The organism is Paenibacillus terrigena DSM 21567 (assembly GCF_000374845.1).
In the GTDB taxonomy this organism is placed as follows: domain Bacteria; phylum Bacillota; class Bacilli; order Paenibacillales; family Paenibacillaceae; genus Paenibacillus_K; species Paenibacillus_K terrigena.
On the sequence record NZ_KB895414.1, the window covers coordinates 342670 to 365490 of the forward strand.

Genomic DNA, 22821 nt, shown 5'->3' on the forward strand with positions numbered 1-22821 from the left:
CCATTCGTCACCTGAATAACAATCATCGTTAAGCACATAATACAATTACCAACCGCAAGGAGGTGAATACAGAGATGAGCGGAAACCGTTCTAGCAACACACTTGTCGTTCCTCAAGCAACTGCTGCTCTTGATCAAATGAAATATGAAGTTGCTCAAGAGTTAGGCATCGCTATTCCACAAGATGGTTACTATGGCAACATGGTAACACGTGACACAGGTTCTATTGGTGGTTACATCACCAAACGCCTTGTAACGATCGCCGAGCAACAACTTGCCGGTCAACACAGATAATTAAACTTTTGGAGAGAAGCGTTGGTCAGGCTGTTCCTACAGCTTGTCCCACGCTTTTCTTGTTTATCCCATGAAAAACAAGCCATTACAGTTCATTCTGATAAAGATCCTTATATTTATTATAATAATAAACGACTCGCTGTACATAGTTTTTCGTCTCCCCGTAAGGGATCTTCTTGACGGTCTCGAATTTGCCGTCCCATGTCTCGTTCTGAAGCCACTTCGCAACGACACTCGGTCCTGCGTTGTAAGCGGCTAGCGCGACGTATGTATTATTGTTGAATTTCGTTAATAATGACTTGATATACCACGAACCAATCTGAATATTCGGTTCGGCTTCATGTTTCACCTCGTCCATCGTCACGGAATCGAACTTCCCCATCTCAATGACCCAGCTCGCCGTATTCGGCATCACCTGCATGAGCCCGAGCGCTCCCTTCCGCGATTCACTACTTAACTTATAATTACTTTCCACCCGAATAATTGCAGCGATCAGTAGAGGATCCACATCGAAGGTCTTCGCGTGCTTCACAATGGCTTCTTTATAGTGAATGGGATAAATCCATCTCCCCATCCAACTTGAATTGAAGAACAATACGGATACCAAAGCAATGAAAAGAACGAGCAATACCCTTTTTTTTCGTAATACCTTCATTCGATCCCCTTTCTGCGCAAGAATTGATCGATTTGTTCCATCGTCTGCTCAAGTCCAAAGCGGTTATCGATGACAATGTCGGCTTTTTCTTTTTTACGTTCAATATCTAGTTGCGCGTTCAGCCTTTTGACAGCTTGTTCTTCCGTAATCTCATCCCGCTTCATCAGACGTTCGATCTGTAGCTCCCGCGGGACATAGACGACCATAATCTCATCGAAAAACCCTTCATATGCTGCACCTGCCTCGTACAACAAGGGAATATCTGCCACGATCAGCTTCTCCGGATGTTCCTTCTCATACGATGTCATCCGCTCCCGAATGCTCGTCCGAATCGCAGGATGCGTAATGCTCTCCAGCACTTGACGTTCTGCCGGATTCGAGAATATGATCTCGCCGAGCCGTTTGCGATGAAGCGTTCCATCTTCTTGAAAAATATCTTGTCCAAAATGTGCTGCCACTTGCGCCAAAATGGGAGACCCTGGATCCATAATCTCTCGAGCAATTTGGTCTGCATCTATAAGTAAGGCACCCCGAGCAACAAGGAGCGACGAGACTGTACTCTTGCCCGTCGCAATGCCACCAGTTAACCCAATATTCATATTTGTCACCTCAGAATATAATACCTCAATGAAATCAACAACTAGAAAAACCTTAGGATTCCCATAATGATAAGCACGACACCTGGAATAAAGGACAGTTTGCGCAGCCATTGCAGTCCCGCGAACATCAGTCCTACCCGCGTCCCTAAATAGAGGAAGCTGCCGCTGGCAATCGTGATCGAAATACAAGTCCATAATGGCGAGAAGCCTAACAATGCAGCACCTAATCCGGCGCCAAAAGCATCCAGCGACAACGCAATACCTAGCAATGCCGCTTCCGATGCCGATATCACACCCGAACGGTCGACATCCGCCGCCGATGGGGACTTCAAAATTTGAATGACAAGACCAAATGCCCGAATCTCAAACGTGAATACCGTCTTCTTCGTTGCCGATGCATCTTGCTTAACCACGCTATCTTCTGTAGGTCGATTTAACTCAGTCCCCACATCCATATCGCGATCCTTGGAGCCAATGAGTTGAATCAGCGCCCAACCTCCGATGCCCATCAGAATTAGGGCACCAATCCATTTACTAATCTCAGGCGATACATAATTGGCAATCCATACCCCAATCAACATAGAGGTATAAATAATAATGCCTGAACAAGCGGAGATAATGATAACCGATAAGATTGGAATCCGTATTTTTCGCAAGCCATACGTAACCCCAACACCAAACCCATCCAGGCTCAGTGCGCATGCGAGCAATACTAAAGACAACAAATGCACTAGCATTCCATTCCCTCCCGCCTGCAGCTCTATAAGTCACCATCGTGTTGGTGCAACTGTGCCGCAATGTCTTCCACATCATATGGGCGGGGGGAGGAATAAGTGCCTACTATTTATTTGGAATCCGGTTGGCAGTGCGGACAATAATGTGTACCACGACCGCCAACGACTGTCTTCACAATGGCTGTACCACACGTTACACACGGCTCGTCTTTCCTGCCATAAATCTTCAAATATTGTTGGAACATGCCCATCTCACCTTGTCCATTGACATACGATTTGATCGACGACCCTCCTGCTTCCACGGCTTCTTGCAAAGTTGCGATCACAGCATGATAGATGGCTTCAAGCTGTTCATCCGAGAGCGTATTCGCTTTCACTTCCGGATGGATACCTGCTCGGAATAGGGCCTCATCGACATAAATATTCCCAATCCCGACGACATATGCCTGATTAAGCAAGGTTGGCTTAATAAGCGTAGCACGTTTACCAATGACAGCACGGAACTTCTCGAATGTAAATTGCTCATCTAGCGGTTCTAACCCGAGCTTGTTCAGCGGTGCCATCGCGAACTCTTGACCCGGCTCGAAAAGGTGCATCGTGCCGAACTGTCTTACATCCTTATAACGAAGCTCCGTCTGATCGGTAAAGTGGAAAATAACGTGCGTATGCTTCTCCACCGGCTCGTCCGAACGATACATCCCGTACCGTCCTTCCATCCGCAAATGCGATACGAGCACTAGCCCGTCCAATACGAGGCGCAGAAACTTCCCCCTGCGCTCGACCTTCTGGAATGTATGACCTTCCAGAAGATATGCGAACTGCAGCATATCATCTGGACGTTGTATGATTCGAGGGAGCGATACAGTGACTCGTTCGATCGTCTTCCCTACAATTAATTGATTTAATGTTCTTGTTACGGTCTCGACTTCCGGCAATTCCGGCATATGACTTCACCTCATCCTCCATTATACCGAATTCAAAGGATCTTTTCTCTTGGATTATTTTGCTTCATACCAGTTCGCACCGAAGCTCACGTCGGCTTGAAGCGGAACATCTAGCTTAAGGGCTCCCGCCATCACATCTGGTACGAGCTTCTTCATCATCTCCAGCTCCTCAGCCGGTACTTCGAACACCAATTCATCGTGTACCTGAAGCAGCATGCGGCTCTTGAGCTTCTCATCTTCAAGGCGCTTTGCCATCTGCACCATCGCCAGCTTGATAATATCTGCTGCCGTCCCTTGGATCGGCGTATTCATCGCTGTCCGCTCCGCAAAAGAACGAAGGTTGAAATTCGACGCCGTAATCTCAGGCAAATACCGTCTGCGTTCAAGCAACGTCGTCACATAACCGTCCTGACGCGCTTGCTTCACAATATCGTCCATATATTTGCGAACCCCTTGGAATACGGCAAAATACTGCTCAATGAACTGCGCCGCATCTCGACGTGTAATGTTCAAGTTCTGCGACAAACCATAATCACTAATCCCGTATACGATACCGAAGTTGACCGCTTTCGCTTGACGACGCATATTCGCATCAACCGCTTCAGCCGGTACCCCGAATACATCCATGGCGGTCTTCGTATGGATGTCCATATTATGAACGAACGCATCAATTAACTTCTCATCTTGCGATATATGCGCCAAGACCCGCAGCTCGATCTGCGAATAGTCCGCTGCGAGAATCGACCAACCTGGTTCAGACGGCACGAATACTTTCCGGATTTTGCGTCCTTCTGCAAGACGAATCGGAATATTCTGCAAGTTCGGGAACTGACTGCTAAGTCGCCCTGTTGCCGCGATCGTCTGACGATAGTACGTGTGCACCTTCCCAGTCTCTGGGCGTACCTCTTTGAGAAGACCTTCAACATACGTCGATTGCAGCTTCGCAATTTGGCGGTAGTGGAGAATCTGCTTCACGATATCATGATAAGGCTCTAGCTTCTCGAGCACTTCCGCATCCGTCGAATAGCCTGTCTTGGTCTTCTTCATGACCGGCAATCCTAATTTATCGAACAGGATCTCTCCAAGCTGCTTCGGCGAGTTAATATTGAACTCCATCCCTGCAAGGCGATAAATATCCGCAGCGAGATGATTAATAATCACTTCAAACTCACGCCCGAGATCTCGTAGATCTTCCACGTTAACGGCAATCCCCTGTTTCTCCATATCCGCGAGAACTTTGGACAAAGGAAGCTCCAAATCGTAATACAACATATGCATCTCGTTCTGCTCCAGAGCTGCTTGCTGCTTCACCATAATCTGTTGAACAGCCATTGCTTTCCGGCCTAAATGCTCGCTAAGCGTCGCTAGGTCCGGCACTTTGAACTTGGCGCCTTTTCCGAACACATCCTCATCACGTCTCAGCGATGGTAATTCATATTTAGACGCCAAATAATCAATCGTCTGGTTCGAATCCGTCGGATCCAGAATGTAGGCTGCGAGCTGAACATCAAAAGCGGCACCTTCAAAAGCGATCCCTTGCCAATGCAGCGCAAGATCCGTCTTATGCAGATCATACCCACGCTTCGCAATGGATCCGTCTGCAATCCAAGCACGAAGAGGAGCCGATTCATCTGATTTTAGCTGTGCGTAAGGTACATAATAGCTTGTATCCGACGTCCGGAAAACGACACCGATCACATCCGATTGATGCGGGTTCTCTCCGATCGACTCGGTATGGAATACTTCTACATTTGTTAAGTCCGCGACAAGGGCAGGCAGCGTGTCCGAATCAACGACGACCAAGTTCAGTGGTGCAATCACTTCAGGCTCCATACCCTCAATCGCTTCTCCAGATTCGTCTAATGCAGCAATCCGCTCAATTAACGATTTGAACTCCATTTTGCGGAAGAAAGGAATAGCTTGTACAGCCGGAATACCTTTGAACTGAAGGTCATCCCAAGACTGCGTCAGAGGTACCTCGCGGAATATCGTTGCGAGCTCTTTACTCATTCGCGCAGAATCGGCATGCGTCTCGATGTTCTCCTTGATCTTCCCTTTTAATTCTCCAGTACTCGCGATCACATTCTCAACGGTTCCAAATTGATGAAGCAGCTTGAGCGCGGTCTTCTCACCGACCCCAGGTACGCCAGGAATATTATCTGACGCGTCTCCCATAAGACCTTTCAAATCAATAATCTGATTCGGAGTCAAGCCGTATGTTTCCTGAATTTGCGCAGGGTCATACGCTTCGATCTCCGTAACCCCTTTACGCGTTATGGCAATCGTGACATGATCGGAAGCAAGCTGTAGCATATCTTTATCCCCGGAAATGACCATCACTTGCTTCTGCTGCTCGTCCGCTATACGCGTAAGTGTCCCAATAATATCGTCTGCCTCATAGCCGTTCAGTTCGAAATGGGTAATCCCGCACGCCGTCAGCAGCTCGCGCAGCAGCGGAAATTGCTCGGACAACTCCGAAGGCGTCTTCGCACGACCGCCCTTATAATTCTCGTAACCGGCATGACGGAACGTCACTTTCCCGGCATCGAACGCCACCATCAGGTGGGTTGGTTTCTCTTCTTCAATTAACCGCAGCAGCATTGTCGTGAAGCCATATACCGCATTTGTATGTAATCCGCTGGAATTGGTTAATGGCGGCATCGCATAGAAGGCGCGATTCGCGATACTGTTTCCATCAATCACAATCAGTTTGTCCATTGTACACCCCTAATTTAAGCGTTAAATGAATTTGTACGTTGAAAATCTTGTTCGCACGCGGCTCGCTCCGCGTCTGAATCGTTCTTCCGATCGCTCTTGTCCTCAGATTTCTTGGATTGGATTGAACCGTAAGTTGTAGAAATCCGATGACAAATGCGAACGCTGTCGCTTCTTCAGAACGATTTCAGCCGCTCCGCTGACATTGGACGGATATGTGAACATGCTGCCCGGTGGAGTGTAGTGGTTAACTGCTTTTTTGCAGTTATTTCACGCTTCGCGAGCCAGATTTAGCAAATTAGCTGCTTTTTTGCAGTTATTCCGCACTCCGCGAGCCAGATCCAGCTAATTAACTGCTTTTTTGCAGTTAATTCACGCTCCGCACACCAGAACCAGCCAATTAACTGCTTTTTTGCAGTTAATTCACGCTCCGCACGCCAGTACCAGCCAAATAACTGCTTTTTTGCAGTTAATTCACACCCAGTACGCTAAAAACAGCCTTTTTCAACGTCAAAAGACACATACGCCTATTCTTCCCTCCATTTTACCATATAGAAGGGGGAGTTAAAAATGCAAAGAAAGCTTCCACATACGATGTCCCGATCGGACTCGGTAAGAAGCTTTCATTAAGCGATATATAGCGCGCCGACATGCCGTCTTAGCGTTTTAACTTGCGATTATTGAACCAAAGCGGAATGCGGAAGACCATATTGATCAACAAGACAACGAAGACAAGTACCGCAGCGGATTTGTCCGCAATTTGCCGTGCATCCTCGACGATGGCTTCCGATTGCACGTACCAGAGATGAACCGCAAGGGTCTCACCAGGTGCGAACAGACTGAAATCCCACATTTCGCCCGATGTGCTAAGCCCCGCTGTTAGAATAATGACCGCAGATTCGCCGAATGCACGTCCTGCGACGAGACATACACCGGTCACAATCGCATTCATTGCGACAGGCAGTACGACTGTACGGATACACTGGAATCGAGTAGATCCTAGCGCATACGATGCGTTCCGTAGATCATTCGGCACCGCACGAATCGCCTCTTCCGTAACACGTGTCAACATCGGCAAGTTCAAGAACGCCAAGCTGATCGAGCCGCCGATAATCGTAAGCCCTATGCCAAAGTATTCTGCGAAAATTGCGAGTCCCAGCATCCCGAACACGATCGAAGGAACCGAAGATAGCGCCTCAACGCAAATACGCAAACCTTCCGTGAATTTGTTCGCTGGTGCATATTCCGCCATGTAAATGCCTGCACCAACCCCAATCGGTATGGAGAAGATCAAGGAGAGGATGAGAACATAGAACGAGTTGAACAGCATAGGCCCAATCCCGCCGCCCGCTTCAATCTCGTCTGGCAAATCAACCAAGAACTTCGGTGTAATCTCAGGTAAACCTTTATGCATAATCGTATAGAGCAGCCAGAAAATAAGCAGCAAAATAAGCAAGCCAATACCCCAAAACAACCCGGTTGCCATGCGATCCATGAAGCGTGCACGCATATTGCGTTTTGTCGCTGTGAATCCACTCATGCCTGTGCACCGCCTTTACCCCGTATGAATCGAATAATTAGAATCAGAATCATGGATATCGCTAATAGCAGGAACGCCATCATATGTAACGCATAGTTCCAAGTCGACTCGAACTCCACATTCGAGATCTGCATCACGATGTTACTCGTCAGCACGGAAGTAGGTGTGAAAAGGGTCTTCGCAAGCTGCGCGGTATTCCCGATCACCATCACGACAGCCATCGTCTCTCCAATCGCACGCGTCATGCCCAAGATCACCGCCGTCATAATGCCTCGACTCGCCGCAGGCACAATCACTTTGAGAATCACTTGTAATCGTGTTGAACCTAGCGCGTAAGCCGCTTCACGATACTTCTTCGGCACCGCTGTGATCGCATCATCACTGATCCGGCTAATCGTTGGTAAGATCATAAGCGAAAGGACAAGCGCAGCCGCGAAGATCCCGTCTGCAAGCCCTTCACCCGTCCAATCACGTAAGAGCGGAATCAGGACAGTTAGACCTAGATATCCATACACAATCGAAGGAATTCCGACTAGAAGATCCAGTACAGGTCGAATGAAGCTGCGGAACCAAGCTGGAGCAATCTCCGCATTGAAGATCGCAATCGCGATCGAGATCGGCACGGAGATCAGCAGCGTCAATCCCGTCAACGTAATCGTGTTCACGATGAATGCTGCAGCACCATAATGCTCTTCTTCCGGTGCCCAGTTGAACGAGAGGAAGAACTCCTTGAAGGATACCGTCTCAAAGGTTAGGAAGCCAGTTTTGGCAATAAAGACGATGACGAGCGCTAAGACGAAGCATAGTGCAAGGATACTGAATAAAAAGTAGCTCTGGAACAGCCGATTCGTAAATCTTACGCGAGCTGCACGATTGAACTTCGACTTCGACGTAACATCGCCAAGGATCGACGACTGTGGTGCCTGTTCAGAAATAGGCGTATGCATAAGGTTCCTCCCATAAAGCAACCAGCCTGATTCCTCTCAGGCTGGCCGCAAGGTTGTTCATGAATGATTCGAATTATTGCATTGCAGAAAGTGGAATGAATTTCATTTTCTTCGCTGTTGTTGTTTGGAACTTTTTGTTCTGAATGTACTCGATGAATGCTTTCACTTCGCCTGTTGGTTGACCTTTTGTCATGTAGTAGCCATAGGACCAAATTTTATATTTACCGTTGATAACATTTTCTGCTGTTGCTTCAACGCCATTGAACTTCACAGCTTTAATATCGCTGTTCACGTATACCAAGTCGATGTAACCGATCGAGTTCGGTGTTGTTGCGACAGCTGTTTTCATATCACCACTGGATCCTACTTCTTTATAGTTCTTGCTCTTCTTCACGATATCGCCACCGCCAAGCGCTTTAGCTTGATAGTTAACACGTGTACCAGAACCGAATGCACGAGTGATCACGACGATGTCTTCATCCGAACCGCCAACATCTTTCCAGTTCGTAATTTTACCGGAGAAAATGCCTTTCAATTGGTCTGTCGTAAGGTTATCAACGCCCACGTTCTTGTTTACGACTGTTGCGAAAGGAATGACAGCGACTTTGTTCGCAACTTGACCATCAAAAGCTTTGAATCCTGGAACGTCTGTGCTTGCATCCCAGTCACATGCGCCGATGTCCGCGATGCCTTTTTTAACCGCTTGAGGGCCTGTTACGGAACCTTTACCGGATGCTGCGAAGGATACTTTCGGGTGAAGCTTTTGGAATTCTTTTGCCGCTTGAAGCGTTAATGGAAGAAGGGCTGTGGAGCCGTTAATCGTGATTTTCCCCTTCAAAGTATCGCCAGCCGCTGCTGCGGAACCTGCGAATGCTGATGTGATGACGAACATTGTAGCTAATGTAAGCACAGTGAATTTTTTAAAAACGTTCATGTGTATATTCTCCTCTCGAGATTCAGGTTTAGTTTATTTCGTTAACGTCGTTGCTTGACCGTTCTGTACGATAAGAACTTTACCGTCAGCGATCAATGCGATTGTGGAACCATCTGCAGATACTGAAATTTCTGATACTTCCGCTTTAATCTTGAATAATTCTTTACGCTCGCCTTGCGCAGATACTTGAGCGATCGTCACACCAGATGCATCTTCCGTAGCCACAACAAGCGTATCTTGCGTTGTTACAGCGCTCCAAAGTACATTTTTATCTGCGATAAGATCTGATAGATTCTTTCCGTCTGCGGAGATCGCCTTCAAGACATCATTCTCGACTTTGCCGTCTGGATCTGCACTGATGTACACGACACGACCATCATTCAAGACATTCGCGAACAATTTGTTATCGAGCGCTTTCGTCAATTGAACCGGCTTCGCATCTTTCTTCGTCAGGTCGAACACGAACAACTGGGAGCCTGCTTTGGAATAGTCAATTTTGAGTGACTCTTCCGTGCTCTCTTTGTCGCTATCCGCAACACCTGTTACGTTCACTGTATACACCATTTTTGTTCCGTCTGCCGACACACGTGGTTCTGCTTTGTTCTCTACTTTATCCGATAGAATCGATTTCACCGAAGAACTGCCTAGCTCGATGACGCCGATTTTCTCTTGCTTATCGCCTTGTGCGAAGTATACTTTTTTGCTGTCTGCTGTCCATACCAAATCCATTTTGACAGAGTTATCGCTGCTCCACACATGAGATGTTCCTGTATGTAAGTTCACGAGAATCAATTGTGCTGATGCATCAGCATACACACCGTACTGACCATCTGGCGATACGACCATCGATGCAGCTTCATCTACCGTTGATAGAATCTCGTTCTTGTTGTTCGCAGCACGCAATTGATAGATCTCTGTCGCATCTGCATCATCTTTGTTCACGATCACAGCTGCGTTATTGATCAAACGCGGTGCGGAGAAAATACCTTCAAGGACTTTCACGCTCTTCACTTCTGTACCGTCGATTTCGCCACCTAGCGCATCAACGATCGCAGGCAATTCAACATACAAGACGCCTTGAACCGTTTGCGGTGCTGTAACGAATTTCGCTTCTTTGCCATTTGCCTTGAATTCTGCGCTGCTTGCAAAAATTTCAGCTGTGTGGAACTCGTTAAGCAACGTAGCGCTGCTGCCACTGCTGATATAACTTGCACCGAGTGCATTCGCAAGATCCGATGCGGCATAGAGCACTTGACTGCCAGATTTGATCGATTTCACAACAGACTTGATACCATCAACCGATAACGTTGCGTTCACGACCGGGTTCGCAAGCACGTTACGCGCTTCGATACTTGCAGTTCCTTGCGTAGGTTTCTTCTCTACTGGTGCTGCGCTTGCAGCAGTTGTTGTTACAACAGCAGTGACTAAAGCAGATGCAATGACCTTACCCAACATGTTCTTTTTCATGGATTTCTTTTCACCCATTCTTTTCGGATTATGTAGCGGATTTGAACTTCTAATGTTATTTTCACATGGGATTGTTAAAAGACTTCGCATGAATTGTTCGCCAGATATTAATATTCGGTGAAGGAATTGTAAAGAAAATTGTAAATTTTATGAAAAATACGATGGATTTCTTGTAAATAGTAGTTCTTTATACCTTATAAACGTGAAGTGATTAAGAAATAATCCCCATAGCAAAGAAGCATGCAACCGTAACAATGATTCTAACGGTCACACGCTTCATGCATTTCTTCTAAAATTTATGATTATATAGTAATGGTTATAGACTCGAATAGACCCCGATGCTGGAAATTGTCGGACACCATCTCGATTCAGTAATCGATAGCCGGATATAGCGGGATCTCACGGCATCGAATCGGCAAATACGCTTATAACCAATCACTGTCCCACGAAATAACGACTTCCATTCTTCTCCGTCACGATACTCTAAGACGAATCTTTCAATGCGCTGCCCTGATCGAATGTGTTCCTGTAGGACAACATGGTCAAACGTCGCTTCATGATTCAAATCAACTTCAATCGTTGCTTGCCCCGTGCCTTCTTGTGGACACCAGTATGTATCGTTATTCCCATCAACTAAGTTGCTTGCAGGATGTCCCTCCATCGATTCCGAGGATTGCACAGATGCATGAGCTGCTAGATTGTCTTTGAATGTATTACGGATCAATTCACCGAGTTCCCTCAGGCGTGCTACATCATTTTCGTGAAACAGTCCACGGCGATCAGGCGGAATATTCAAGAGAAACATTGCGTTGCCACCAACAGACCCATAGTAGATACGCCGTAGTTCATCTAGTGATTTGACCTTATCATCTTCTGAAGCATGATAGAACCATCCGGGACGAATCGATGTATTCACTTCCGCGGGGTACCATACCAGCTCGCTCTCCTGTTGTATGACCTCTCTACTGCCCAAATCCTTGTCTTCCGAACTGTATCTTCGCGCGAACTCCGCATCATCCACCTGCTGCGATTTCTCTTGGATTCGCTCATTATCCCGAAGGGATGCAGGCACAACGCTCCACTCCGATTCTCGGCAGTGACCCGCTTCATTCCCGCACCAACGGATATCCGGACCGCATACGGAGATTGCCGCATTCGGCTGCAGCTCCCGGATCAATGCATAGTAGCTTTCCCAATCATAGACTTGACGTTTCCCGTTCGGACCTTCGCCGCAAGCACCGTCGAACCAGACGCAGAATAGGTCCCCGTAATTCGTCAGCAACTCTCGCAATTGATTTCTAAAATACGCATTATACAAGGGCGAATCGCCATAGGATTGTTCATGCCGATCCCATGGTGATAGATAGATTCCGAATTGGATGCCGCCCTTGCGACAGGCTTCGGATACTTCTTGTACAATGTCCCCTTTTCCGTCCTTCCATGGGCTATGTTGAACGGTATGGTCCGTATACGCACTAGGCCATAAGCAAAAACCATCATGATGTTTGCATGTAAGGATCAAGCCTCTCATTCCCGCCGCTTTACACGCTTCCACCCATTGATTTGCATCAAATTCTGTAGGATTAAAAATCGAAGGATCTTCGTTCCCCATCCCCCATTCTTTGTCGGTATACGTATTGACCGTAAAATGGACGAATGCGTAAAACTCCATTTCCTGTACAGTCAACTGGCGATCCGACGGTCTAACTTGTGCAGCATTTCTAATCATGCTGTTCATGTCGATTCCTCCCTCGTTGGATAAAAACGAACCTCTTCTATACGGATCTTTCCGTCGCTTTTCAAGTCCATTGTAGAATACGATGACGAGGTTGATTAGCATTATAATAGTCAACTTTTGAACAAAAATAACCGAACCCCCAGGTCATAGGGAATTCGGTTATATCTTATAGGCTCTTAATTTTCTATAAATAAGTTCTTCACAGAAGGATAAATGCTCTTATAACGCTCGAACTTACGTTGATAATGCGCATGAAGCGCATCATCTGGCGTATACACCTCTGCCGCCGTTGTAGATAAATATTGATCCGCGAACTCGGTATAGCTATTCACCCAACCCAGTTCAATGAAACCACCAGAAGCCGCCCCTAGAGCCGGGAGGTATTGCGAATCTTGCGGAACTCGAACTTGGACGCCGAAAATATCCGCGATCATCTGACACCAGACAGGGCTTTTCGTTCCACCGCCAATGAGAACAAGCGGCTTATGAAGTGCGTTACCATCGCCGAGCTGCTGCTGCACTTGCTTCATCGCGAAGGCTACCCCTTCCAGCACCGCACATCCCATCATCGCCTTCGTCGTTGCCTGCTTCAGACCTATAAAACTACCTGTAGCCTGCTGATCTTGAATCGGCGAACGTTCCCCGTTCAGATAGGGCAGGAACAAGACGTGATTCTCGAGTCGATTGGTCGCCCGAACGGCATCCTCAAACGCTTGATAATTTAAGTTCGATCCATCCGCACCTTCGCCAAACATTGTTACCGCCCACTGATGTGCATTACCCGCATTAAGCAGCGGTGCAACAGCGATCAACACACCATCCGCCGCATGGGCCAAATGGAATACCCGACTCTCTGCGGGCAGCTTCTGATTGGACGTCATCCCAATCCATCCTGTCGTCCCAATATAGCCATACATTTCACCAGGAGCCGTTACGCCGGCACCTATGGTCGTTGCTCCAGCATCGCCAATACCGCATAGCACCTTCGTTCCTGCCCGGAATCCGGTCATCCGCGCAGCTTCTGGATGCACCTCGCCCGCGACCGCTTCCGGTGCCAGAATCGGCGGCAGCTTCTTCGCATCAAGTGCATAACGCAATAACCAGGCCGATTCCCATTCCCGCATATGAAGGTTCATCATCCCCGTTGTCGCCGCAGTTGTCGCGTCCGTGACCGCCTGACCCGTAAGATGATAAATGACATAATCTTTGGAGCTGATCAGGTACCAAGCTGTCTTCACATCAAGCTCCGCTTCCCGCTCCTGCATCCATAACAGCTTCGCCAACGGCGACGTGCCATCCAAAGCATTCCCGGTCACCTGGAATATCCCCTCATGACCGAGCTCCTGATTCATTCGTGCTGCTTGTTCTGCAGCACGTCCATCAGAGTAGAGGATGGCAGGCCGGACAGGGAGGCCATCGGCTCGGATGGGAATGATATCTTGCATTTGTCCGCTAAATGTAATGAGTTCGATGTCATGGGCACGAATTCCGCTGCTCCACCATACATCAGCAATCGTACACACGGCTTCCATCCATTGCTCTGGATATTGTTCGATCCATCCTCCTTGAAGGAGTGTATGCATCGGAACATCCTGCTCTTGATGTAATCCCCCATGCTTGTCCACCAACACACCTTTGGCATTCGTTGTCCCGATATCAAAAGCAGCAATGTAGCCCATCATCTCACTCCTTCATATCTGCAAGCGTTGTGTTCTCTTTCATCTCCGAAATCAGACGGTACAAATAATCCTGCTCCCCCGTCTCGCATCGTGCTACAAGAACCGATCCTACGACAGCGCCTTCGAAGCCGCTAGCCACGACGGACTTCACGCGGTCCCCCGATCGCAGACCGAACCCGGCAACGATCATCGCTGTCTTCGTGAACGTTCTAGCCTTCGCATACAGATCGGACAGATTCGTGCTGGAGTTCGCCAGCGGATTTCCTGTCGTTCCCGTGTAGAGCTGGGCATAGAGAATGTTGAGCGCACTGCAGACCCGCTCCATCTCTTCGTCCGGAAGCGCATCGTTAACGAATCCAACGACATCTACGCCATGCACCGCTAGGACGGACTGCAGCGCGATTTGATCCTCGATGCTCGCATCCGGGATCACCAAACCATCGATCAGACCTGCTTCTGCGAGTTGCAGCGCAAAGCCCTCTTCGACGAGCTCCTTCTTGTATCCCATCGCCCAGATCGGCTCTTCCATCTGCTGGCGAAGACGCGTCATATAAGGCATGAGCCAGTCATTGCCCGCTTCGTCCTCGGCATGTGCTTGAACCCGTTCATGTCCACGCTTAATGACAGCGCCGTCCATAAACGGATTTCTACTCGGAATACCAATCTCGAATATATCGATTCCGGCCGTCGCGGAATCCTTCACGATCTCAAGGGATTTCTCCACATCCGGATCTCCGGATACGAAGTAGCCAATCAACAGCGCTTCTTGCAATTCTTCAATCCGTTGCCAAGCTTGTAAGTTTCTCTTGCTGTTAAAATGATTGCTCATCGCGAACCACGTCCGAACTTCTGCATAATAACGGCTGCAATGACGATCAACCCTGTGATGACGTCCTGCATAAATGTCGGAACCTGCATAATCGTAAGTCCATTCGCCAGAATCCCGATAATGGCAGCACCCACGAAGGTTCCCCAAATATTCGGTACGCCTTCCTTGAACGATGTCATGCCAAGATATGCCGCTGCATAAGCCTGTAGGAACAATCCGTTCCCTGCAGTCGGATGCGCAGAGCCAAGACGCGAAGCCATAAGTACGCCCGTTAATGCCGCAAGTGCCGCACCTAAGGCGAACGCTGCGTTTTTATTCCATTTCACGCGAAGGCCTGCAATCCGGGAAGCCGATTCATTGCCGCCAATCGCATAGAGACGTCTGCCGAAAGCCGTCTGCGTCATCACATACCAGAATAGAATCGTAATCAGCAGCATGACGATGGAGAGAAGCGGTATACCGAGCAGCGATTTCTGACCGACCAATCGGAAGCTGTCTGGAATATTCTCGAAGATCGTCGCACCCCCTGTTAACCAGAAGGTGAATCCGCCCAGAATGGTACTCATCGCAAGCGTCGTAATGAATGATAATACGCGGAACTGCGTTACGATCCATCCGTTGATGAAGCCGACAACCAGTGCCACAAGAACCGGTGCTAGAAAAGCGATCCAGATCGGTCCGCCGCTAGCTGCAATTTTCGCCGCAATGACCCCGCCGAGACTTGCAATCGCCCCGATCGATAGGTCAAATTCACTAACGGACATGACAATCGTCGCGCCAATCCCAATGATGACGAGGAAGGAAATTTGACGACTAATGTTGATGGCATTATCCAGTGTCGCGAATGAGTCCGGATTCAATACGCTGAAAATAATCGTGATGATCACACCGGCGATCACCGTGCCATAGGATCTAAATATTTTGCCCCACTCGATAGAAGAAGAGCTTTTAGTTATTTTCGTAGTTTCCATGATAGGTCTTCCTTTCATCGATTATAGCAAATTTGTAAGAGTTGTTCGGAAGTAGCCTCCCCACCAGGCACTTCAGCCACGATAGTCCCTTCCCGAAGCACATAAATCCGATCACACAAGTCCAATACTTCGTGAATATCAGAAGAGACATAGACTACCCCGCGCTTATCACGCGCTTGCTGCCTAAGCAGGCGATGAATTTCTTCGCGCGTCATGACATCAACCGCTTGCGTTGCCTCATCACATAAGAAGAGCTCCGGATTGTTCATCATCGCTTTGGCAAAGACGACTTTCTGCTGATTACCTCCACTAAGCTCGGATACGTTCTGCTCACTGGACGTTGCTTTGACATTCATGTGATCCATAAAACGCCGCACTTCGCTCTTCTCGAACCGCTGCCGCACATAGACTCCCGTTGAGAAATGTTTCAGACGAGGCAGTGTCATATTCTCGCGAATCGTCAGATTCATGATGAGACCTTCCGATCTGCGATCTTCAGGGATGAGTACCATACCGTTCTCCAAGGCTTGCTGCGGTGAGGCAATGCACTGCGCTTTCCCTGCGACTGCCATATCACCACTCTGAATTGGCCGCGCGCCATAGATCGCTTCGAGTAATTCCGTACGTCCTGCTCCAGCCAGACCGAAGATACCGACAATTTCACCGCGATGAACACGGAAGCTGGTATCTCTCACCGTACCATCGACGGTAGATAAGTTTCTCACTTCAAGAAGTACAGGCTCATGCAAGGCATTCGTGCGCTCTTGTGCCGTTGTTCCTTGATAGTCTGTATCCGTCATATAAGAAATCACTTTCTTGAGATCGGCTTCTTCCCGTTGAAGCGTACCTGCCCACTTGCCGTTCCGGAATACGATAATTCGATCGGATAATCGGAAAATTTCCTCCATCCGGTGCGAGACATACAGAATCGCTGTCCCTTGGTCCGTCATCCGCTCAATCAGGCGGAATAGAACTTCCGTCTCCTGATCGGTTAACGATGCTGTCGGCTCGTCGAGAATTAGCAGCTTGCAATCCTGCATCATAACCCGCATCAGCTCGAGCATCGTACGTTCTGGCGGGGACATCTCCTCTGCCGTTTTCGTCAAATCCAACTCGATCCCAAGCTCTTTTTTCACAGCCTCAGCACGTTCCTTCATCTGATTCCACTTGACCCGAAGTCCGAATTTCAGCTGTGGAAGCGGAAGACCGAGATACAAATTCTCATACCCTGAGAACGAAGGGATTAAATGCCGCTCTTGATGGATTACATGAATGCCCAAACGATGCGCATCACGCGGTGAATGAATCGTAACGGCTTGTCCATTCCATGCGATGCGACCGCCATCCGGTGTATAGACACCTGTAATAATTTTGATGAACGTCGATTTACCTGCGCCATTCTCCCCCACTAGACCCACGACTTCACCTGACGCGATCGAGAGGGAAATGTCCGAGAGGGCGTGATGTAGACCGAACTTCTTATCCAGTTGTTGAACCTCTAACAGTGACATCCAGGTCATCCTCCTGCCATGGAAGGAATAAAGCGGCTGGAGACCAGCCGCTCTACCTTCATCCATTTGTGTTATCCTTGGTCTTTCGTAATCAAGCTTGCTGGTGCGTACAATTCTGTACCTTCAACCGCTTTACCTTGGAATACGAGATCAAGCTGTTGCGCTACGATTTCTGCCATTCCAGGGAAGTTCTGTTTGACGGTTGCGATCAATGGTGAACCCTTCTTGATCATTTCTACCGCTTGACTGTTGCCGTCGATTCCGATAACAACGATATCTTTACGTCCAGATGCTTCGATCGCTTGTGCTGCACCAATTGCTGGCTCATCCCATCCTGTCCATACCGCTGTGATCGAACCCGGCTCTTTATTCGCGAGCAATAAGCTCTCCATTTGTTTACGTGCGCTCTCGATTGGCCCAGGAACTTCTACTTGCATTTCCGTTACTTTCTTCACATCTGCGTTCTCGCTTAGCATTTGATCAAGGAAAAGCGTACGTTTCAGAACACCTGGATGCGCACGGTACGTTAACGCAACCAAATTCCCTTTTTTGCCGATTGTATCGAATAAGTGCGTTGTAATCATTTTCGACATTTCCGTATTATCGCTTGTCGCGTTCATCGTCATGCCTTCAATATATCCAGCGTCACAGCCCATAACCGGGATATTCTTCTCTTTCGCCGATTGAATTTGTGCTTTCAATTGGTTCGGGTCCGTACTTACGATAATAATCGCATCTGTCTTGCTCGCGATGACATCCTCCATGCGGCTAGCTAATTGACCTACATCGCCCTTCGTATCGATGACATTGGCTTTCCAGCCATGATCAGCGGCTTGCTTCTTCAGCGCCTCGACCATCTCGTTCGTCGTTACGGATGATAAGAATGGCGTCATGATAGACACGTTCTTCTCGCCATCCTTGCTTGAATTACCGCCTGAGCACGCTGCTAGACTAATGATGAAAATGATGGATAATAACACGGATACTGCCTTTTTCATTATTGTTCCCCCTATTCATTTCTCTAGATATGGTTCTATGTAACGGGATGAGCGTGATGCCACTCTAACACAGCCTTGGCCGTAGCCATATCCGTGACGAGTACATTGACCCATTTCCCTCGCAAGACAGAACATATGGCTGGGACTTTATCCATACCACTCGCGGTTGCGATCACATTCGGTATTCGCCGTAATGTCTCCGCACTCATGCCGATCATTCGCTGTTCAGATGGATAAGAAATCACATGACCCTGCTCGTCTAGAAACGAAGTACAGATGCCGCCGACCGCGCCCATAGACTTGATCTCATTCATTTCCTTCGTGCCAAAATACCCAAACTTCACAACAGATGCTTCGTCGGTCACTTGACTGATGCCTACGACAGCCACATTTACCTGATCCCACATGTCCACGACCTTCGATATCTCCGGCTCATTTACAATCGTATCGCGCACTTCTTTGGACCCTACAACCGCGGGTGCATTGAGCTGCAAATACTTTGCCTTCAACTTCTCTCCAATGACGCGTGCATTCGAATTCGCATGCCATGTTGCGCCTTCAGCGCCCCAGCCTCCGATCAACGGAACGATCTGCATATGCTTGCGGCTGAAATAATTCAGTTCTTTGCTGAGCTCAGAGACCGTTCTCCCTGCCATAATCCCTACGGTGTCATAGTCTTTAAGTACGGATTCAAGCAGTGCGGCGCCCGCTCTTGCAAGCTTCAAATCGACCAAATGCTGTTCTTCTTCTGGCATCTGAATAATAATCACATCATGGATTCCGAAGGTTTCGGCAATCACCCTCTCATACACCTGTTCCTCAGAGTACGGGTTGCGAATCGAAATCTGTACGATTCCTTGCGCTTTCGCAGCACTTAACATGCGACTGATCTGCGGTCTGGAAATTCCGAGTCTCTCCGCAATTTCTTGTTGATTGAGGCCATCCATGTAGTACAAATGGCTCACTTTGACGAGTAACCTCGTTCTTTCTTCTGCGATATCAGTCATGCTGAAAATTCCCCTTTCTGGCACAAATGTTCAAAAATGAAATATTGTTCGTTTTTAATCTTAAAGCCATTTCATATATTTGACAAGGTATTAATTGGTTTTCATTAGACAAAATCATACAAATTTCGTGTAAATGCCGCAAAACTCGATTTTTACAGTTCACGTAAAAAAACCCTAATCCAAATGAAATTTGGACTAGAGCTTGAGATACAACGTTCAGTTAACGAAATGCGGCTAATGACTCAGATAATACCTTCGTTTGATCATATACTTGCTGGTAAAGTCGATAGAGTTGATTGTATTTTGCGACATTTTCCGGGTTCGGCTGATATCTCTGGGCAGGTCTTAAGAACTCATTCGCGCAGGCTTCCAGCGATTCGAACCACCCGCAGCCGTGAGCTGCAAGCATAGCCGCACCCATCCCTGGACCTTGCTCGCTCGTAAGACGCACAATTTCTGCATCGAACACATCCGCTTGAATCTGCAGCCAGGTCTCATTCTTGGCACCGCCGCCAATCGAGATCATCATCGGAATATGCTTCCCTGCATCGCGGAGAATATCAAGCGACTCCCGTAGTGAAAAAGTAATGCCTTCGATCACAGCCCGCGTGAAATGTTCTTGTGTATGTGAGGCGTCCATGCCGATGAACGAGCCACGAATATTCGCATCTGGATGCGGCGTACGCTCACCCACTAGATACGGCGTGAATAGCAGCCCCTTCGCACCAACATCTGTGGATGCTAGACCGCTCAGCATTTCTGGGAACGACTGTGTCTCGCAGAAAGTATCATGGAACCACTGCAAGGAATAGCCAGCAGCGAGCGTAACCCCCATGGCATAGTAAGCATCCTGCTGCGCATGGTTGAAGAAGTGAACTTTGCCTGCGACAGGGAGTGCCTTATTCTCCTCATAGGACAAGATCACGCCGGACGTACCGATTGAACACATCGCCTTCCCATCCGATAGAATTCCTGCTCCAATCGCACCACAAGCATTATCAGCACCACCAGCGAACACTTTGGTATGTACGGATAATCCCGTCGCCGCTGCAAAGTCCGCCGTCACATACCCTACAAAGTCATGGGATTCGACGAGTGGCGGACAGAGCCGTTCCTCCACACCCACTACGTTGCATATCGCTGAACTCCAGCGTTTATTGGCTACGTCCAAGAGCAGCGTCCCTGCCGCATCGGAATACTCTTGGGCGATGTGACCCGTCATACGGTATCGAACGTAGTCTTTGGGCAAAAGGAATACATCCGCCTGCGCATAAATTTCCGGTTCATGCTCCTTCACCCATAGCAGCTTCGGAAGCGTGAAGCCTTCGAGCGCCGCATTACGGGCTGTATCCAGCAGCATTGGACCCAACCGATCCTCAATCTGCCGACATTGCTGTGTCGTACGTGTATCATTCCAGAGAATCGCATTCCGCAGCACTTGGTGGCTTGCATCCAGCAAGACAAGGCCGTGCATTTGGCCTGAGAAGGATATCCCGTCGATGTCCTCTGCCTTCACGCTCCCCATGTCGAGTAGCTGCTTCATAACGTCCATTGTACCTGTTACCCAATCTTCTGGCCGCTGCTCACTATAACCGGATTGTTCATGGAATAAGGGGTAACTCGCACTCGCTTCATGAACGACATGCCCGTTTCGATCAACCAGCAGTGCCTTAACGGCACTAGTACCTAGATCAACCCCGATTACATATTTCATCGCCATCTCTCCTATGGTCTGCTTCTTACTCTGACAACAAATATTCGTTCACAACCGCTTTAATCCGCTCCTGACGACCTGACACATTTCGGATCGGATGGTTCTGGTATGCATAAGCTTCGAGCGATTTCAAAGTCGCTGTACCCGCTGCAATCTCTGCGCCAATTCCTACTTGGAAGGAGCGGTAACGACTCTCTACAACCTCTTCGAGCACACGATCTTCGATCAGTTTGGCAGCTACCTTCAACCCTTTGGCATAGGCGTCCATTCCCGCAATATGGGCGAAGAATAAATCTTCTTGTTCAAAAGATGCACGACGGACCTTAGCATCAAAATTGACGCCGCCACGGCCAATACCGCCGTTTTTCAAGACTTCATACATCGTTAACGTTGTCTGTGTCAAATCTTGCGGGAACTCATCCGTATCCCAGCCGAGGAGCATATCCCCTTGGTTCGCATCGAGCGATCCCAGCATTCCGTTGATGCTGGCTACGCGAATCTCATGTTCAAACGTATGGCCTGCAAGTGTCGCATGGTTCGCTTCCAAATTTAATTTAAAATGATCTTGTAAGCCATACGTGCGTAAGAAGTTCATCGTCGTCGCAGCGTCAAAATCATATTGATGTTTGGTTGGCTCTTTTGGCTTAGGCTCGATCAAAAATTGTGCGTCAAAGCCAATTTCCTGTGCATAATCAATAGCCATTCGGTATAGATGCGCCAAGTTATCCAATTCAAGCTTCATATTCGTATTGAGCAGCGTCTCATAACCTTCACGTCCGCCCCAGAATACATAATTTTCCGCACCGAGCTCTTTGCCGATTTCAAGACTTTTCTTAACTTGTGCCGCTGCATAGGCGTATACATCTGCATTCGATGTCGTCCCTGCACCATGTACGAACCGCGGATTCGTGAACATGTTCTGCGTGTTCCACAGTAATTTGACGCCCGTGTCCTTCATGAACTGCTTCATCATCTCTACAATAACATCTAGATTCTTATTCGTCTCTTGCAGCGTTGCACCTTCCGGTGCGATATCGCGATCATGAAAGGCGAAGAACGGCACGCCAAGCTTCGTAATGAATTCGAAAGAAGCCTCTGCGCGAGCTTTGGCGAGATCAAGTCCAGTATAACGATCCCAGTTCCGCACCATCGTCCCTGCACCGAACGGATCCGTCCCGTTAGCTGTGAACGTATGCCAATAAGCTACAGCGAAGCGCAAGTGCTCCTCCATCGTTTTGCCTGCGACAACTTCCTTCGGATTGTAATGTTTAAATGCTAGCGGGTTCTTCGAGCCTCTGCCTTCATATGCAATCGTAGAAATACCTTCGAAATAAGTCATCAATGATTACCTCCAAATGGTGAAATGTCTTGCTTATGGGTTCAGTATACATTCATGAACTTAGTTTGTCTATCGGTTAAACTAAGTTATTATTACTTTGGTATATGCCGAAAATATGTCATTGATTTCAAGAAATTTCTTCATTATGCTGATATAATGACAACAACGATAATTTATCGGTTATACGAATGAACGTACAAGCAGGAG

19 protein-coding genes are annotated in these 22821 nt (G+C 48.1%); 1 reads left to right on the forward strand and 18 read right to left on the reverse strand.

All coding sequences use genetic code 11. The features are described 5' to 3' along the window. Positions 1-74 precede the first annotated feature (74 nt). The gene (locus C558_RS0109545; protein WP_018756035.1) at positions 75-293 is read left to right on the forward strand and encodes an alpha/beta-type small acid-soluble spore protein; all 219 of its coding nucleotides are present in this window, start codon (positions 75-77) and stop codon (positions 291-293) included. Between the two features lie 85 nt (positions 294-378). Here the strand turns inward: C558_RS0109545 and C558_RS0109550 are convergent, their stop codons facing one another. From C558_RS0109550 to xylA, 18 genes are all read right to left on the reverse strand, one after another. Then, positions 379-948 (reverse strand): lytic transglycosylase domain-containing protein, encoded by a 570-nt coding sequence (locus C558_RS0109550; protein WP_018756036.1) that lies wholly within the window; start codon positions 946-948, stop codon positions 379-381. After that, the gene (gene coaE / locus C558_RS0109555; RefSeq protein ID WP_018756037.1) at positions 945-1547 is read right to left on the reverse strand and encodes a dephospho-CoA kinase; all 603 of its coding nucleotides are present in this window, start codon (positions 1545-1547) and stop codon (positions 945-947) included. The genes C558_RS0109550 and coaE overlap by 4 nt, the downstream gene beginning before the upstream one ends. A gap of 41 nt (positions 1548-1588) precedes the next feature. Next, on the reverse strand, positions 1589-2284 hold the full coding sequence (gene ytaF / locus C558_RS0109560) for a sporulation membrane protein YtaF (protein ID WP_018756038.1): 696 nt from the start codon (positions 2282-2284) through the stop codon (positions 1589-1591). A gap of 107 nt (positions 2285-2391) precedes the next feature. Then, entirely contained in the window at positions 2392-3225 is an 834-nt protein-coding gene (mutM, locus tag C558_RS0109565; RefSeq protein WP_018756039.1) for a DNA-formamidopyrimidine glycosylase, read from the reverse strand. A 54-nt stretch (positions 3226-3279) separates the two neighbouring features. After that, positions 3280-5943, reverse strand: coding sequence for a DNA polymerase I (gene polA, locus C558_RS0109570; protein ID WP_018756040.1), 2664 nt, complete (start codon positions 5941-5943; stop codon positions 3280-3282). A gap of 655 nt (positions 5944-6598) precedes the next feature. Next, entirely contained in the window at positions 6599-7480 is an 882-nt protein-coding gene (pstA, locus tag C558_RS0109575; protein ID WP_018756041.1) for a phosphate ABC transporter permease PstA, read from the reverse strand. Continuing rightward, complete coding sequence (gene pstC, locus C558_RS0109580; RefSeq protein ID WP_018756042.1) at positions 7477-8427, reverse strand: phosphate ABC transporter permease subunit PstC; 951 nt, start codon at positions 8425-8427, stop codon at positions 7477-7479. The genes pstA and pstC overlap by 4 nt, the downstream gene beginning before the upstream one ends. A gap of 73 nt (positions 8428-8500) precedes the next feature. Continuing rightward, positions 8501-9361 (reverse strand): phosphate ABC transporter substrate-binding protein, encoded by an 861-nt coding sequence (locus C558_RS0109585; protein WP_018756043.1) that lies wholly within the window; start codon positions 9359-9361, stop codon positions 8501-8503. 33 nt (positions 9362-9394) lie between these two features. Continuing rightward, positions 9395-10828: a PD40 domain-containing protein gene (locus C558_RS34225; RefSeq protein ID WP_018756044.1), complete on the reverse strand. Its 1434-nt coding sequence runs from the start codon at positions 10826-10828 to the stop codon at positions 9395-9397. 316 nt (positions 10829-11144) lie between these two features. After that, the gene (locus C558_RS0109595; protein ID WP_018756045.1) at positions 11145-12566 is read right to left on the reverse strand and encodes an alpha-L-fucosidase; all 1422 of its coding nucleotides are present in this window, start codon (positions 12564-12566) and stop codon (positions 11145-11147) included. A gap of 176 nt (positions 12567-12742) precedes the next feature. Next, positions 12743-14248: a xylulokinase gene (locus tag C558_RS0109600; protein WP_245583774.1), complete on the reverse strand. Its 1506-nt coding sequence runs from the start codon at positions 14246-14248 to the stop codon at positions 12743-12745. Between the two features lies 1 nt (position 14249). Next, positions 14250-15074: a tryptophan synthase subunit alpha gene (locus tag C558_RS0109605; RefSeq protein WP_018756047.1), complete on the reverse strand. Its 825-nt coding sequence runs from the start codon at positions 15072-15074 to the stop codon at positions 14250-14252. After that, positions 15071-16045, reverse strand: coding sequence for an ABC transporter permease (locus C558_RS0109610; RefSeq protein WP_018756048.1), 975 nt, complete (start codon positions 16043-16045; stop codon positions 15071-15073). Before C558_RS0109610 ends, C558_RS0109605 begins: the two co-directional genes overlap by 4 nt. Before the next feature lie 14 nt (positions 16046-16059). After that, positions 16060-17556: a sugar ABC transporter ATP-binding protein gene (locus C558_RS0109615; RefSeq protein WP_018756049.1), complete on the reverse strand. Its 1497-nt coding sequence runs from the start codon at positions 17554-17556 to the stop codon at positions 16060-16062. Between the two features lie 71 nt (positions 17557-17627). Next, a complete protein-coding gene (locus C558_RS0109620; RefSeq protein ID WP_018756050.1) occupies positions 17628-18554 on the reverse strand; it encodes a sugar ABC transporter substrate-binding protein in 927 nt (308 codons plus the stop codon). Between the two features lie 35 nt (positions 18555-18589). Beyond that, a complete protein-coding gene (locus C558_RS0109625) occupies positions 18590-19561 on the reverse strand; it encodes a sugar-binding transcriptional regulator (protein ID WP_018756051.1) in 972 nt (323 codons plus the stop codon). Positions 19562-19781: 220 nt separating this feature from the next. Next, a complete protein-coding gene (gene xylB / locus C558_RS0109630; RefSeq protein ID WP_018756052.1) occupies positions 19782-21275 on the reverse strand; it encodes a xylulokinase in 1494 nt (497 codons plus the stop codon). A 25-nt stretch (positions 21276-21300) separates the two neighbouring features. Next, the gene (gene xylA, locus C558_RS0109635; RefSeq protein WP_018756053.1) at positions 21301-22614 is read right to left on the reverse strand and encodes a xylose isomerase; all 1314 of its coding nucleotides are present in this window, start codon (positions 22612-22614) and stop codon (positions 21301-21303) included. Positions 22615-22821 lie beyond the last annotated feature (207 nt).